Raw genomic sequence first — 15,283 nt, 5'->3', positions numbered from 1 at the left:
TTTAAAATAAATACTCTATTTTTGATAAAAAACAGTAAATGCCTTTAAACGAATTACATCCTGAGCAATGGGTTCAAAATCATGCAGATTATCTGTACAATTACACCATTGTAAGAGTAAACGATGAAGAAATTGCTCAGGATATAGTTCAAGATACTTTTTTAGCTGCATTAAAAGCCATTCCTAATTTTAAAGGGGAAGCTGCCGAGCGCACTTGGCTATTTTCCATATTAAAGCGAAAAATCATAGATCATTATCGAAAAATAAATTCTAACAAAGCCAAAGCAGAAGTTAGAATGCAACTATCTACAGATGATGGTGAAGAATCTTCTAACTGGATTGATGAAAGAGCAGAAGAAGATGGTTTAAATGCTGACGAGATTATGGAAAATGAAGAGTTAGGGCTAGCTATTCAAAGTTGCCTAAGCAAACTACCTAAAAAACAAGCTCAGGTGTTTACCATGAAAACCATTGAAGGATTAGACACCGAAACTATTTGTAATGAACTGAACATGACTTCGTCTAACCTATGGGTAATCATTCATAGAGCCCGAAAAGGTTTAGCTGACTGCCTTCAAGAAAACTGGTTTAAAAATTAAATCCATGAAAAATTCATTTTTATCCATTTGCGAAAAAAATTGCTATATCTGTGACCAAAGTCAATATCAAGAGGCTTCTTTCACAGATAAAGTAAAGCTTAATATTCATTTACTATTTTGCAAATCGTGCAAAGAATATAGTAGAAAAAATACAGCGTTAACTCAGGCTATAAAAAAGTCGAAAGTAAAATGTATTTGTAACAAAGAGAAGCAAAAACTTCAAAGTTTAATTGATACCGAGATTCAGAATGCAGGTAGTAGCAAATAGGCTACAAACCAAATAATAGGAATACTCTCTACCCAAAAACCACAGTAGAACTCAGGTTGTTTTTCTTTTGCAAAATACAAGGCCAGTACGGTTAGTAAGGTAACAACACTCATCACAACTACCTCTTTTACTAGAACGTCTGTTTTAAAAAAGGTGAATCCTAAAAACAACAACATAGCCGCATACCCTACACGCTTTGCATTGTTTACCCCTATTTGCTGTGGCAATGTACCTAAGCTTAAACTATCGTCTTTTAAATCTCTAATATCAAACGGTATAATAAGCACTACCACCACCAAAAAACGTTGTACAAACTCAATCCATACATCTAAAGAAAGTGATTCATGGTCATCTACCACAGGTATTATTACGGTTATTAATGCCCAGCAAAAACCTACCATATATATTTTTAAACCATGCAAACTTCTAAAACTCTTATTACCAGGAAGCAATGGCAATGCATAAATAGCTGTAAAAACGCTGGAAAGTGCCAATACCATAAGTACTCTTAAGCTCAAGAAAAACATGAGCACTATCATAATTATAGTACACAAAATACTTACGCCCTGTATAAATTTTAAATACACCCCATGTACTCTAAAATACGATTGGGCATTAGTAGCATATTTCATAAAGTTATAGCTAGAAATGGTTGCCAAAAAAGCCACTATACATAAATCTATATCTAAAGGAATTTGAAACTTTTCAAACGTTAATGCTGTTAAACATGCCACAGATATTGCCACATGAATACTTGCCTCTATATAAAACTTTAGTATTTTTCTAAAAAGCCACATAAGGCAAAAATATCATTATTTTAGCACACCTCTTTTTTTTTATACGTTCACTTACAATTTATAACCACACACCTCGATTATTTTATTCACATTAGGCTATTTTTTAGTTTACAACTTTATATCACTGCATATTGTAATAAAAAATTTAATCAGTACTTTTGCGCGCATAAAATTCAACAATACAATTATTTACATAAAGCGGATGAGAACAGATTCTTTTGCACTGCGCCACATTGGCCCGAATGAAAACGAGCTAAATCAAATGTTAACTACCATTGGTGTAGATAACTTAGATCAATTGATCTATGAAACTATTCCAGATGACATTAAATTAAACGCTCCCCTTGACCTTCCTGAAGCCATGAGCGAACAGGCGTATTTGAATCATCTTCACAGTATTGCAAAAAAGAACCAGATTTTTAGATCATTCATTGGTTTAGGATATCACGAGAGTATTACGCCTTCTGTAATCAAAAGAAATATCTTAGAAAACCCAGGATGGTACACAGCATACACCCCATACCAAGCAGAAATTGCACAAGGTAGATTAGAGGCCTTGTTAAATTTCCAAACAATGATTACCGATTTAACAGGTATGGAACTTGCTAATGCTTCTTTACTTGACGAAAGTACAGCTGCAGCTGAAGCTATGACCATGTTGTTTGAGGTACGAAGCAGAGCTCAGAAAAAAGAAAACGTGAACAAATTCTTTGTTTCAGAAGAAATTTTACCACAAACACTTTCTTTATTAGAAACTAGAGCACTTCCATTAGGTATTGAATTAGTAATTGGTGACCACCGTACGTTTGACTTCTCAAAAGACTTTTATGGTGCTTTACTACAATACCCAGGTAAATATGGGGAAGTATTTGACTATAGTGCCTTTGCCAAAAAAGCACAAGAAAATGAAATTAAATTTGCGGTTGCTGCCGATATTTTAAGTTTGGTTTTATTAACACCTCCTGGCGAATTTGGCGCAGACGTAGTAGTAGGTACTACCCAACGTTTTGGTATTCCATTAGGATACGGAGGACCACACGCTGCTTTCTTTGCTACTAAAGAAGCCTATAAAAGAAACATACCAGGACGTATTATTGGGGTAACTAAAGACACCGATGGTAACCGTGCTTTACGTATGGCTCTACAAACGCGTGAACAACATATTAAAAGAGATAAAGCTACTTCTAATATCTGTACAGCTCAGGTTTTATTAGCCGTTATGGCAGGTATGTACGCTGTATACCATGGCCCAAAAGGATTAACCTATATTGCTAACCATGTACATAATGCAACTACAACAGTAGCTACTGAATTAGATAAGTTAGGAATTGAAGTTGTAAACAAATCATACTTTGATACGCTTGTTGTAAATGCAGATGCTGCTAAAGTAAAAGCACTAGCAGAAGCTAAAGAAATCAACTTCTATTATATAGACGACAACAATATAAGCATTGCACTTAATGAAACTACAACTATTGAAGATGTAAATAACATCATAGCAATATTTGCAGAGGTAAAAGGTACTGCTACAGAAAAAGTAACTGCCTTTACTACCGAGAGTGCAATTCCTGAAAGCAATAAAAGAACTTCTGAGTTCTTAACATTAGACGTATTTAATCAGTACCACTCAGAAACTGCTTTAATGCGTTATATTAAAAAACTAGAACGTAAAGACCTTTCATTAAATCATTCAATGATTTCTCTTGGTTCTTGTACTATGAAGTTAAATGCAGCTTCTGAAATGCTACCTATTAGCTGGGCAGAATGGGGAAATATTCACCCTTTTGCACCAATTAATCAAGCTGAAGGATACCAGCAAATATTAAAACGTTTGGAAGAACAGTTAAACGTTATTACTGGTTTTGCTGCTACCTCTTTACAACCAAACTCTGGCGCTCAAGGTGAGTACGCTGGTCTTATGGTAATTAAAGCTTATCACGAAGCTAACGGAGATCACCACAGAAACATCTGTTTAATTCCTGCTTCTGCACACGGTACTAACCCTGCATCGGCTGTAATGGCTGGTATGAAAGTAGTTGTTACCAAAACAGACGATAAAGGAAACATTGATGTAGAAGACTTAAAAGCTAAAGCTGAATTACACAAAGACAACCTTTCGTCTTTAATGGTTACTTACCCTTCTACCCACGGAGTTTTTGAATCTTCTATTAAAGAAATTACAAAGATTATCCATGATAACGGCGGGCAAGTATATATGGATGGTGCAAACATGAATGCACAAGTAGGCTTAACAAACCCTGCTACTATTGGTGCCGATGTTTGCCACTTAAACTTACACAAAACATTTGCAATACCACATGGTGGTGGTGGACCAGGTGTTGGACCAATTTGTGTAGCTGCACATTTAGCTGAGTTTTTACCAGGTAACCCAATTATTAAAACAGGTGGAGAAAAAGCTATTACAGCTATATCTTCTGCTCCATGGGGAAGTGCTTTGGTATGTTTAATATCTTACGGATATATTACAATGCTAGGCTCTGAAGGACTTACAAGCGCTACTAAACACGCTATCTTAAATGCTAACTATATTAAAAACAAGTTAGAAGGTCACTATAATACACTTTATACGGGAGAATGTGGTAGAGCAGCACACGAAATGATTATTGACTGCCGCCCATTTAAAAAGAATGGTATTGAAGTAACTGACATTGCAAAACGTTTAATTGATTATGGTTTCCATGCACCAACGGTTTCTTTCCCGGTTGCAGGTACTATTATGATTGAACCTACAGAAAGTGAAAATCTTGCTGAATTAGACACCTTCTGTAACGCACTAATTTCTATTAGAAAAGAGATTGATGAAGCCTCTGTAGAAGACGCTAACAATGTACTTAAAAACGCACCTCACACATTAGGGATGTTAACTGCTGAAACTTGGGACTTGCCTTACACAAGAGAAAAGGCTGCTTACCCGCTACCGTACATTGCCGAAAATAAATTTTGGCCAGCTGTAAGAAGGGTTGATGATGCGTATGGAGATCGTAATTTAATTTGTACTTGCGCTCCTATAGAATCGTACATGTAATTAATTTTTTAAAAAAATATCTTTATTCATACGGGTTGCCAAAAATTTGGCAACCCGTTTTTTTTTATACCTATATAATTTTACTAATTTGGGCATCGTAGCATTTCTTAAAAATACAGGCTAACAATACTGATTTATTTTACCTTTAGATGATGTATAAATTTGTGATCTTATGAATATCAAAATTTCAGGTGTAGGTTCATTTATTCCTACCACAATACAATTAAACCAAGAGTTTAATAATCATGAATTCTTAAACAATGATGGAACCAAATTCGATCAGGAAAATGAAGTAATCATTGAAAAATTCAAAGCTATCACGGGAATTTACGAAAGAAGGTATGCTAAGCCGTACCATCATACTTCAGACCTAGCCTATTTTGCTGCTGAAAAAGCTATTGACAATGCACAAATAGACCCTGAAACATTAGATTATATTATTGTAGCACATAATTTTGGCGATGTAAAAAGTGGCACTGTACAAACAGACATGGTACCTAGCATTGCTGCAAGAGTAAAACATTCATTAGGTATTCAAAACCCTAAATGTGTAGCTTACGATTTAATATTTGGGTGCCCAGGATGGTTAGAAGGTGTTATACAAGCACAGGCTTTTATAAAAGCTGGTATGGCTAAAAAATGCTTAGTCATTGGTGCAGAAACACTCTCTAGAGTGGTAGATAAACATGATAGAGACTCCATGATTTTTTCAGATGGTGCAGGTGCAACTATTATTGAAGCTTCCTCTGATGAAGGTGGAATTCTATCTCATGAATCTGCTACCTACTCTAGCAACAATGAAACCTACTATCTAAACTTAGCCGCATCATTCAACCAAGACTCCTGCAGAGATACCAGATATATTAAAATGAACGGTAGAAAAATATACGAATTTGCCTGCCTTAAAGTACCTCACGCCATGAAAGAGTGCTTAGACAAATCTGGCTACGGAATTGATGATGTAAAAAAAATATTCATCCACCAAGCAAATGAAAAAATGGATGAAGCCATTATTAAAAGGTTCTACAAACTTTACAAACAATTACCTCCTGAAAACATTATGCCTATGTGCATACAAAAATTAGGAAATAGCTCTGTAGCAACCATTCCTACCCTACTAGATATGGTAAAGCAAGGTAAAATAGAAAATCATGACATCAATAAAGGAGATATTGTTATATTCGCAAGCGTAGGTGCCGGAATGAATATTAATGCCATTACCTACAAAGTATAAGTTTATAAAACCTCATAAACTAACTATGTATAAATATTATCCTAAAAAGCGATATAATGAAACCCTGCGCTTTTTAAAAAAACACGTCCCTACTAATAGTAACTTATTAGATTTGGGGGTAGAGAATCCTTTTTCTAAAATTATGAAAGAAGAAGGCTTTAAAGTAACCAATACCTCTGGTGAAGACTTAGATGAAAATTTAGCACCGATAATAAATAGTGATTGTGATGTGGTTACTGCTTTTGAAATACTGGAGCATCTACTAAACCCATATACACTTTTAAAAAATATTAAGGCTAATAAAATTATTATTTCTATACCTTTAAGACTATGGTTCTCCCCGGCTTATAAAAGTAAAACGGATAAATGGGACAGACATTACCATGAGTTTGAAGACTGGCAGTTAGACTGGCTCTTAGAAAAAACAGGATGGGAAATTATTGATTCTAAAAAATGGACAAACCCAGTAAAAAAAATTGGTATACGACCGTTTTTAAGACTTTTTACCAATAGATATTATATTGTCTACGCAGAAAAAGTTTCTTGAATTTTGAAAACTTACGAATAAATACAGGATATAAAAAAAGGGATGTTTTAATTAAAACATCCCTTTTTTATGATTTATAAACTCACTATCGTTTTAACGAGAAGTGACTATTAAATTCTCTTACTTCACCTGTTGATGGTTCTGTATACACCACTTTAAACCAGTAATCACTAGATGGTAATAGATTACCGTTAAAAGTACCATTCCACCCATCGCTAGTAGCGTTCATTTGTTTTACCATTTTACCTTGGCGGTCAAAAATAAACACCTGAGCGTTTTCTTGGCTTTCTAAGCCTATTACTCTCCAAGTGTCATTCACACCATCTCCGTTTGGTGTAAAGTACTTCATATAGTCTATTACGCTCACTTCTAATGTTAGGCTACCACAACCATTCAATTCTGTTATAGTAACCGTATGAATACCTGGTTCTACGTTGTTAAACGTTCCTGAGTATTGCATAGAGCCGTTGTCTAATTGATATCCGTATTCAGATACACCAGCTCCATTAGCAGTCACCTGTACAGAATTCTGTCCGTCAAATATTTCAGATTGTACTACGGTTGGTGTTACTGCTGGTAAAGAAGCCTCTTCGTAATACACATGGTTACTTTCATAAGCACACTGATTAATTGTTGTTGGATCTGTAACCGTAACATAGTATTCCCCAGCTTCTGTAATTTCAATGGTAGGAGTAGTTTCTCCTGTATTCCATTGGTAGATATACTCAGCTCCTAAATCAGTCCCTATTACAGGGTTGTTAGTTGCATCGGTACAAATAATACCTTCAGCATTTTCTAATGATATTTCAGGAATAGGCTCTACTATTAATTCAATCACTATAGGGTCTCCATTAGTACATGTTGTATTTACATTAGTTACCACTGCATATAAGGTAGCTGTTCCGCTAGTATATGGGTTTAACTCATCTGTAGGAATAGCGTTTATACCTGCTTCTGCATCTGCTAAGCTTGTGTAGATAGCTACAGGATACGTATCAGGGTCTTGACTACCTCTAATGGTTTCAATTACCTCTTCTAAGTTAAATACCTCAACTCCATCATTGTTATAATATCCGTCTGCTCCTAAGCTTTCACAATATACAATTGGGTCTGGCGTAAAGGCTAAAGGCGCTTGTTCAATATCAATTAAGAAACCTACAACGCTATAACATCCAGTATCGGTATTTTCAACTCTTGCATAAATTTGCTCGGTGCCATTTATAGTAATGGTTGAATTCACGTACTCTTCCTCATCATCTATTGCATTCGCTTCCGTTTCATAATAGGTAATTTCTAAACCGGTAGCATCACCTTCATCTAATACAAAGCTATCCATATCAGTTAACAGAATTGTTTCCACATCATCATTATCTACCTCACAAAGGAAATATGTAGGCTCATCCGTTACCTCTGGTAATGAATTCACATTAATATCAATAGTTACAATAGTTAAACAACCCGTATCATCATTAGTTACACCAACATAAATGGTTTGCGCAAACTGAACCGTGTTATAATAAGCCTCAGGATTTGGTATTGCATTGGTACCGTCAAAAGCATCTTGATAGGTTTCATAGTACGTTGCAGTTACCCCTAACTCACCATTTAATAATTCTTCCTCGTTTAAGGTTAAATCAAACTCTGCTTGCCCGTTGGTGCTATCACCATCAGAATCATCATCACAAACCTCCAATTCAGGATTAACTTCTTGTGGTGATGGGTTATTTAATACTCTCAACGTTAACGTAGTTAAGCTATAACAACCTGTATTAGCATCCTCTACTCTCACATGTAAGGTATATGGACTTACAGTATTCTCATAAGCTGTATCATCTGCAATAGCATTTACACCTACCTCTGCATCGGCTTCTGTCTCATAATAACTAACAATATATCCGTTTACACCACCAGTAATTTCATCATTCTTAACTGTTAAATCAAATTCAGTGATCTGATCACCTGGTTGACCAAAATCATCACATAAAGCTAAGTCGTAATCATAACTTGGGTTAATAACCGGATTAGGATTCACTATTAAATCAAAATCACGTACTGTAAAACACCCAGTTACATTATCTTCTAAACGTACATATATAGTTTGTAGAAAAGCAACCTGATTCACATAATAATTAGTAGATATAGCATTTACTGCATCTACTGCTTCTATCTCAGTCTCATAATAGCTAATAGTAAAATCTGCCGTGCTTTGAGAACCGTATACATTTACATTTTGCTCACTTAAATCAAACTCAGCTCTACCATCAGCTAACTGATCATCACAAATTTCCATATCTGGCAAATCAAAAGGCACTACAGGTGTAGGATTTACAATTAACGGTAGCGGATCTACATCATAACAACCCGTCAAATCATTCTCTACACGTACATATATAGTCTGGTTATCTTGTACTATGTTTTCATATGGACTTGTAAATACGTTTACATCATTTTCAGCATCTGATTGAGTAACGTGAAACGTAACAGTATAATCATTACCATCAGCAGGCACTACATCTAAAGCCGTTTGCTCTAAATAAAACTCACCAAAACCATCATTATCATCATCACAAAAAGTTAATGTAGTTGGTGCATTCATTACAGGAACATCCATATTCATTAAAGTAAGCACCGTGGTATTATAACAACCCGTTACAGGGTTCTCTAGGCGCACATATATATCGTGTGTAACTTCAGAATTCACATAGGCATTTGGCAATGCATTAATCTGATCTTCCAAATCGTCCATAGAGTCATAGAATGTTACACTAATACCCGTTTGACCATTTAAAATTTCATCGGTCTTATCATTCAAATAATAAGTCACAATTCCTGTACCATCATAATCACAACCATAATAAGGGTCAAGTGTTATTACATCTGGCAACGGATTTACAACTATATCAAAATCTACTATAGCATTACAACCATGAGCTGTACCATCTACTCTTACATAAATAGTTTGCCCCCATTGTTCTGTATTGGTAAAGGCTTCAGGAGTTGCTATCTGATCTGCAGCAAAACCGTTTAAAGCATCCGTAAAACTAGTATAGTAAGAAATCAGATAATCAGGCGCTGTTTGCCCCCCCATAATATAGTCGCCCATTTCGGTTAAGTCAAACTCTTCATAACCATCTCCTGGTGTAACCTCATCACAAACCTCTACAGTTTCATCAGGTTCATTAACCCCCACATGAGAAACTATTAATCTCACCTCGTTTACAGAAGTACATCCAAAAACAGTATTCTCTAAACGTATATAAACAGTTTGCTCATAAGGTACCATATTAGGGTAGTTATCTGGTATAGGAATTAAATCTGTATTAGTACCATCAATTGCACCTTGCTCAGTTTCATAAAAGGTTATATCAATGTTAGTTTGCCCTCCTAAAATTTCAGTTTCAAGAGTTGTCAAATCAAATATATCATAACCATCAACCGGAGCGTTTTCACAGAGCACATAAGGATCAATAGTATTAATTATAGGGTCTTCTGCAAACTCAATATAAATTTCATCTTCTATAGGACAAGTAACTGTTAAAGCTGCATATACGCTATATGTTCCAGCACCAAGCCCTCCATTTTCTATAGAAGTAACCGTGTATGAATAGGTATCTTCACCTGGTATTAATGTACCTTCAAAATACCACTCATAGGTTGCATTAGGGTCGTTATCAACTTCCAACACAACTTCTTCATCTTTACATGGAGCTGTCTGACCTATAACAGTAAGATCTTCCCCTAAAGCATTTCCTATATTAAAAGTTCCTTCTCCTAAAAATACAGCAGAATCATAATTAGCATCTCCAGCATCTACCACACTCAATTTAATATGATATGTGTTTCCTGATACTACAGGAGATTGCGCTGTAAACACTTGTGTATAGCCATTAAAATCAATAACTCCAGTTCCGGATCCATAATATCCACCGAAATACCCAGGGTTAGCAGCTCCACAGGTAGTGGGAGTAGTAAAACCTCCACCATTTACACTTAATACTGAAACGGGTTGCGGAGGCGTTGTTCCTGGTATGATAGCCAAATTGGTAGAAACCCCTGACGGATCCGTTAATATAAAGGCAAAAACATCAGAAAATTGACACTCAAAATCAGTACCATATTCTTCAGATGCAAAAACAAAGTCAAAACTTATAAAATTGTCTACAGGAACAAAATCAAACTCAATATACGACTCATTGTAAGTATTAGTAGAAGTCCCTAAAACCTGAGAAGCTAATGTATCCATATAAGGATCACCAGGCCATCCTGCCATTGTACCATCAGAATTAGCCGTACCGCCATTAGGTCCGGGCACTTTACTAGCATCACCAGAAACTAACACTAACCCAGAGTTAAAATTAAAACCAGGGGCATCATAAAAATAGGCTACCCCATTAAACTCCTCTCCAAAATTAATCCCTGTGGAGGCATTCACGTTACTTATTTGAGCACAATCGTTTTTTATTAAAACCTCTTCTACTAATTCCTCATGGGTATACTGGGTATAACTAATGCTCATTGGCGGGCATTCTGTCTGTGTAAACACACTACTTTCCACAAAACATAAGGCATTGTTACTATTAGCTACCGTAACCACAACATTATCTCCATTATCATAAGGCCCTATTTGGTATACACCTGTTGCCGGTACAGGCACCGCCGGTGTTCCTTGATTATCGGTAATACTTAAAGAATCAGCTAATCCCATATCTGGCACCAAAACGTTTACATAAAATCCAGATTGACCATTTGAACAATTACTGTACAACTCAAAAGTAGGATCTTGAAAAATAGTACATGTGTTACAGCTTACCGTAAAGTTCATTGAGTCTGTTATCTCTCCAGTATCACAACTGTTGGTTTCATTGGTTGTTATAAGTAAAAAAATCTCTGAATCTGTAGACGTGAATTCAAGCCCCGACAAATCACCTGAGTTTCCATATCCTGAATATAATAAAGTTGTACCATCACTATCAAATACTCTAATTTCATCTACCATATCTTCTACCATTCCAGAGTTAAATGCTAAATCAAGCACTGTTAATGGTTCGGTATTAGTAAAAGAAAACATAATTTGTTGGTTATTCAGATAACAAAAATCTAATGTTAGCGGCCCCGCATTACAATCTATTACATAATCTGTTTCTATCATGGTAGTAAACACAAACGGCCCTATCCATTCACTATAATTCCCATTACCACAATTAGCTCGTATATAAACATCATACTCCGTTTCAGGAATTAAATTAAAAAATTGCAACTCTGTAGCTCCCGATGTAGGAAAAATATTGGTAGTAGGCACTCCCATTCCTGAAAAATTCATAGAAACTTCCCAATCGGTCTCATTTGCTCCTGGCGCCCAAGATACAGTAGCTTCTTCATCTGTTATATAATCTACAGAAAGAATTGTTGGATTAGCACAAGGCGTTAAAAAATCAACAGGCCCTATCCATTCACCGTAATTTCCGTTACCACAATCAGATCTTACGTAAATTTCATAGTTTGTATTTGGTGTTAAGCCTGTTTCAGAAGCAAACGTATTAGCTGTTGCCGTACCGTTTACAGTTGGAACCCCTTGTCCTTGAGACTGAACCACAAACTCCCAATTACTTTCTGCTCCTCCATTCGTCCAGGTAAAAGTAACAGAATCAAAGGTTAAACTATTCACAGTAACATTAGACACATCAGTACAAGCCGTAGTAAAAGCTACTGGCCCTACCCAAGCACCATAATCTCCAGCACCGCAATCTGCTCTAACATAAATCTCATAATCAGTTGCCGCTGTTAATCCTGTTTCATTAACCGTAAGTGTAGTTACCGCAGTTCCGCTTGCAGTTGGCACACCTGTACCGGCAGCTTGTACAACATACTCCCAATCGGTTTCTGTACCGCCTGCCGTCCAAGAAAAATCAACTGTAGTTTGGTCTAATGCATCAACTACAATATTGGTAACATCAAAACAAACAAAATCACTGTTTTTTGTTACTAATACGCTATTAAGGTCATCTCTTTCACTCAAAATTATTTTACTAAAAAAATCACTCCCTTTTGAGTTAATAGCGAACGATTTTAATAATTTTGGATTTTCAGATTCCTTTTTATTTACATTAAAACCATATACAACTGATTTACAGAGAAATAATAAGGATAAAATAAATAAGTATTTTTTCATCATTGCTTTGAGTTTTTGACATCATAAATATAGCAATTAGAAAATATTTCTCAACATTTTCATAAAATTAGCTTAACAATTCTTAAAAATTAACATTTAAAGTATAAAAAAACACATACAGCAATGCGTATTTTAATTATCATACCAGCTCACAACGAAGCGGAGTATTTACAGAAAACACTCCTTAGTTTACAGCAACAAACGCTTTCTGCAAAGAAAATAATTGTTGTAAACGACAACTCTTCAGACGGTACTGAAAACATAATTGATGACTTTGTTGAACGAAACACTTACTTTAAAAAAATTAATTTAAAAAGTAAAGATGCACACATGCCGGGCACTAAGGTTATCAATGCCTTTTATGCTGGTTTAGCAGGAGAAGACTTAACCCAATATGATGTTGTATGCAAGTTTGATGCAGATATTATTTTTCCAGAAAACTATTTAGAGCAAATTGCAGACGCCTACCAAAAAAACAAAAAGCTAGGCATGTGCAGCGGACTCTGTTATATTAAAAATAGTTATGAGGAATGGGTTTATGAAACTATTGCAGATAAAAAACACGTAAGAGGTCCTATAAAATCGTACACTGTTGAATGTTTTAAAAAAATTGGGGGACTAAAAAAATCTATAGGATGGGACACCGTAGATGAACTTTTAGCTCAATATAACGGATACCAAATAAAAACCATCGCTTCCTTACATGTGAAACACCTTAGACCAACAGGAGGCTCTTATAACAAGAAAGCCATAAAAATGCAAGGAGAAGCCATGTACAAAATGAGATATGGGTTTATACTTACCTGCATAGCCTCCTTAAAAATGGCATTACAAAAAAGAAGCATTAGAGCCTTTTTAAATAACATAAGTGGCTTTTTAGAACACTATAAAAAAAAGACACCTTTCATGGTTACTCCCCAAGAAGGTGCCTTTATTAGAAAATATCGTTACCAAGGAATCTTAAAAAAGATACTCCCTTTTTAACCTATTTAAGCGCTTTTACAACAGGGTTACCAATTGCCCCATTAGGAAATGAAATACCTAATAGCGCGCAAATTGTTGGTGCAATATCTGTAATTTCAGTTCTTTCGTACGTACTACCATGATTTACACCAAAACCATATAATAAGAAAGGTACATTAGCATCATAGTTATACGGAGAACCATGTGTAGAACCCGTTGGGCTATAGCTTATGTATGCAGGCTTAAATACTATAATTACATTCCCTGATCTTTTATGGTTAAAACCTTTTTGCAATTTATAAGGTATGCCTTCTGTATAATTATAAGCTCTCATTTCTGTTGCTGTATAGGTTTGTGCAACATCATCATAATTTAAAAGCTCTTGTGCTAAAGCTTTCTCTACTTCTTCTGCAGTTAAGTTTAATTTTTTTAACTCATCTGCGTTTAAAAATATCTGATCATTAGACACGTTCTCAATAAGATTTTTAGATTTAAAACGTGTTTCTAAAAACTCACTAATCCCCTCTTTTATTCCAGCCACATCAATATAACCAGCAGGTATATTTCTAGTTTTTAAATAAGAAGGAGGTTGTACAGCCGCGTGGTCTGCTGTTAGAAAAACAGTATAGTTACCTTTACCCACTTTTTCATCTAAAGCCTTTAGTAATCTTTCTAAATCTTTATCTAAACGAAGGTAGGTATCTTCTACCTCTACAGAGTTTACTCCAAATTTATGACCTACATAATCAGTAGAAGAGAAACTTACTGCTAAGAAATCGGTAATATCATCAGTTCCTAATTGTTCACCTTCTAAAGCTGCAATAGCAAAGTCTGCAGTAATACTGTTACCATAAGGTGTAGCTTTAATAATATCATACCCTTTATTTAACAACCACAACTTTTTAAGATCATGAGGAAAAACTGGTCGTTCTTCCCCAGAAAATTTACCTTCAAAATCGGTATCATCTGGCCCACTAGCGGTATATGTTTCAATATCATATAGCGTATTCCATGACTTTTTATAAGCCGCAGCAGCTTTAGACTTATTAAATTTTGTTACCCATTTAGGCAATTCATTCATATAAAAACTACTGGTAATCCAAGCACCCTCATCCTTACCCTGAAACCAATATGCCGCATCTGCAGCATGTCCAGCTGGTAAAATGGCTCCACGGTCTTTTACAGAAATACCTATTACTTTACCCCTACCCTGTGTTGCAAGCTTTAACTCATCTGTCATTGTAGAAGATAACATTCTCCAAGGAGACATTTTATGTGAAGCATCTTTTGTTCCTATAGGCTGTACACTATCATCTTCCGCACAATAAACGTACTTCTTTAATTCCTTATCATACCAGTCATTAGCAATGATACCGTGCGTAGCTGGGGTAGTACCCGTATAAACAGAAGCATGTCCTGGACCTGTTTTAGTTGGCGCGTAATTGTAATGATTGTTTTTACAGTTAAAACCCTCATTTATTAATTTTTTAAAACCACCCTCTCCATAGCGGTCCCAAAATCTGGGTATATAGTCATAACGCATTTGATCTACTACAATACCTACCACTAGTTTGGGTTTTTGGTAGGTTTCCTCTTGTGCTTGCCCTACTACAGCAGCCAGTACAAGTAAAAATGTTAAAAAACTTCTTTGCATTTTAAT

At 35.5% G+C, this 15,283-nt stretch carries 9 protein-coding genes; 6 read left to right on the top strand and 3 right to left on the bottom strand.

Features of this window, described 5'->3' with window-relative positions; all coding sequences use genetic code 11:
* Nucleotides 1-38 precede the first annotated feature (38 nt).
* Nucleotides 39-599 carry a sigma-70 family RNA polymerase sigma factor gene (locus tag Y10_RS05870; RefSeq protein ID WP_281764433.1) on the top strand — a complete coding sequence of 187 codons (561 nt, stop codon included), beginning with the start codon at nucleotides 39-41 and terminating at the stop codon, nucleotides 597-599.
* A gap of 4 nt (nucleotides 600-603) precedes the next feature.
* Nucleotides 604-867 carry a glycine dehydrogenase gene (locus tag Y10_RS05865; RefSeq protein ID WP_281764432.1) on the top strand — a complete coding sequence of 88 codons (264 nt, stop codon included), beginning with the start codon at nucleotides 604-606 and terminating at the stop codon, nucleotides 865-867.
* On the opposite strand, the gene Y10_RS05860 is transcribed toward Y10_RS05865, so the two are convergent.
* Nucleotides 843-1,664 (bottom strand): UbiA prenyltransferase family protein, encoded by an 822-nt coding sequence (locus tag Y10_RS05860; protein ID WP_281764431.1) that lies wholly within the window; start codon nucleotides 1,662-1,664, stop codon nucleotides 843-845. The two genes, Y10_RS05865 and Y10_RS05860, sit on opposite strands and share 25 nt — an antisense overlap.
* A gap of 202 nt (nucleotides 1,665-1,866) precedes the next feature.
* Here Y10_RS05860 and gcvP point away from each other — a divergent pair, with 202 nt between their 5' ends.
* The 3 genes from gcvP (at nucleotide 1,867) to Y10_RS05845 (ending at nucleotide 6,491) form a co-directional block, all read left to right on the top strand.
* Nucleotides 1,867-4,710: an aminomethyl-transferring glycine dehydrogenase gene (gene gcvP, locus Y10_RS05855; protein WP_281764430.1), complete on the top strand. Its 2,844-nt coding sequence runs from the start codon at nucleotides 1,867-1,869 to the stop codon at nucleotides 4,708-4,710.
* 172 nt (nucleotides 4,711-4,882) lie between these two features.
* Nucleotides 4,883-5,944, top strand: a complete 1,062-nt coding sequence (locus tag Y10_RS05850) for a 3-oxoacyl-ACP synthase III family protein (RefSeq protein WP_281764429.1) — start codon at nucleotides 4,883-4,885, stop codon at nucleotides 5,942-5,944.
* 25 nt (nucleotides 5,945-5,969) lie between these two features.
* A complete protein-coding gene (locus tag Y10_RS05845) occupies nucleotides 5,970-6,491 on the top strand; it encodes a methyltransferase domain-containing protein (protein WP_281764428.1) in 522 nt (173 codons plus the stop codon).
* Between the two features lie 85 nt (nucleotides 6,492-6,576).
* On the opposite strand, the gene Y10_RS05840 is transcribed toward Y10_RS05845, so the two are convergent.
* Entirely contained in the window at nucleotides 6,577-12,663 is a 6,087-nt protein-coding gene (locus Y10_RS05840) for a choice-of-anchor L domain-containing protein (protein WP_281764427.1), read from the bottom strand.
* A 120-nt stretch (nucleotides 12,664-12,783) separates the two neighbouring features.
* Between Y10_RS05840 and Y10_RS05835 the strand changes: the two genes are divergently transcribed.
* Entirely contained in the window at nucleotides 12,784-13,644 is an 861-nt protein-coding gene (locus Y10_RS05835; RefSeq protein ID WP_281764426.1) for a glycosyltransferase, read from the top strand.
* Nucleotide 13,645: 1 nt separating this feature from the next.
* Here Y10_RS05835 and pafA read toward each other — a convergent pair whose 3' ends face one another.
* Complete coding sequence (gene pafA / locus Y10_RS05830) at nucleotides 13,646-15,277, bottom strand: alkaline phosphatase PafA (RefSeq protein ID WP_281764425.1); 1,632 nt, start codon at nucleotides 15,275-15,277, stop codon at nucleotides 13,646-13,648.
* Nucleotides 15,278-15,283: the final 6 nt, after the last annotated feature.

It is taken from the genome of Neptunitalea lumnitzerae (assembly GCF_027924185.1).
Taxonomy (GTDB): Bacteria; Bacteroidota; Bacteroidia; order Flavobacteriales; family Flavobacteriaceae; genus Neptunitalea; species Neptunitalea lumnitzerae.
Note: the sequence above shows the minus strand (reverse complement) of the source record. Positions and strands in the feature narration are given on the sequence as shown.